We start from the raw sequence: 1,646 nt of genomic DNA, 5'->3' as shown, positions 1-1,646 counted from the left end.
TCGCTCCCACTTGGTCTCCGTTATTTCAGAATCAGGTCAATGCCCATGACTCCTGCCCACATGTGAATGCTCCACCTCCGGCGCCACCGCCCCGCTCACCTCCAACCGTTGCAAGATCCCGCATTGCTCAAGATCCGGCCCTTCGCCACAGCGATGGCGCAGGTCGATCAGTTGCGCCTGCAAGGCCTGCAGGCCATCGATGCGCGCCTTGACGTGATGGATGTGTTCGTCGATCAGTGCGTTGACGCTCTCGCATTGGTCCTGGGGGCTGTCGCGCAAGGCCAGCAGGCTGCGGATTTCCTCCAGGGTCATGTCCAGGGTCCGGCAGTTGCGGATGAACGTCAGCCGCTCGGCATGGGCCTGGGTGTAGACGCGGTAATTGCCATCACTGCGGGCCGGTTCCGGCAGCAACCCCTCTCGTTCGTAATAGCGGATGGTCTCGACCTGACAGTCGGTGATTTTCGCCAGTTCGCCAATCTTCATCGGATGAACTCCAAATAGGTGCTTGACCCTATAGTGGCTACAGGGTCTTTACTGCGCAACAGGCACTTTTCACGGACGTAACCCGATGAACGATTCCATCCATACACCCCGACCTGCCCATGGCCATGAGCACGGGCACTCCTGCTGCTCATCCAAGGCAGCGCCGTTGGTAGTCACGCTCGACAAGACGCCGACGGACGGTGCGCGGCTGAGCAGTTTCCGCATCGATGCCATGGACTGCCCCACCGAACAGACACTGATCCAGAACAAGCTCGGCAAACTTGAAGGCGTGCAGCGACTGGAATTCAACCTGATCAACCGCGTGCTGGGCGTCACCCATGACCTGCCCAGCGACACGCCGATCATCAAGGCCATCGAATCCTTGGGAATGCAGGCGGAACCGTTGACGGCCGGCCAGGACAAACCGACCCACACCCCGCCCGCCCCAGCCAAACCATGGTGGCCGCTGGCGTTGTCCGGCGTCACGGCATTGGGCGCCGAGGTGATTCACTTCACCAACGCCGCGCCGAACTGGATCGTCGCGTTGGTGGCGCTGCTGTCGATCCTCAGCGGTGGCCTCGCCACCTACAAGAAGGGCTGGATCGCCCTGAAGAACCTGAACCTGAACATCAACGCCCTGATGAGCATCGCCGTGACCGGCGCGGTGTTGATTGGCCAATGGCCGGAAGCGGCGATGGTGATGTTCCTGTTCACCGTGGCCGAACTGATCGAGGCCAAGTCCCTCGACCGCGCGCGCAACGCCATCAGCGGCCTGATGCAGATGGCGCCGGAACAGGCCACCGTGCAGCAGGCCGATGGCAGTTGGCAGGCCCAGGAAGTGAAGAGCATCGCCCTTGGCGCGCGTGTGCGGGTTCGCCCCGGTGAACGCGTCGGGCTGGACGGCGACGTGGTTGCAGGTCGCTCGACCATCGACCAGGCGCCCATCACCGGCGAAAGCCTGCCGGTGGACAAGACCGTGGGCGACAAAGTGTTCGCCGGCACCATCAACCAGGCCGGCGAACTGGAATACGCCGTGACCGCCGCGGCCGATCAATCCACCCTGGCGCGGATTATTCACGCCGTGGAGCAGGCCCAGGGCGCCCGGGCACCGACCCAGCGCTTCGTTGACCGGTTCTCGACAATCTACACCCCGGCGGTGTTTG

2 protein-coding genes are annotated in these 1,646 nt (G+C 62.9%); one reads left to right on the top strand and one right to left on the bottom strand.

Translation table 11 applies throughout. The annotated features are described in order from the left end of the window. Positions 1 to 36: 36 nt before the first annotated feature. Positions 37 to 483: a Cd(II)/Pb(II)-responsive transcriptional regulator gene (gene cadR / locus ACE04F_RS08755; protein WP_434570409.1), complete on the bottom strand. Its 447-nt coding sequence runs from the start codon at positions 481 to 483 to the stop codon at positions 37 to 39. An 85-nt stretch (positions 484 to 568) separates the two neighbouring features. Between cadR and ACE04F_RS08750 the strand changes: the two genes are divergently transcribed. Next, positions 569 to 1,646, top strand: a 1,078-nt coding sequence (locus ACE04F_RS08750) for a heavy metal translocating P-type ATPase (protein ID WP_486105926.1), incomplete at its 3' end; no start/stop codon positions are given.

It is taken from the genome of Pseudomonas sp. AGC41, assembly GCF_057334555.1.
The sequence above is the reverse complement of the archived record's forward strand: the minus strand, read 5'-3'. Positions and strand labels throughout refer to the sequence as shown.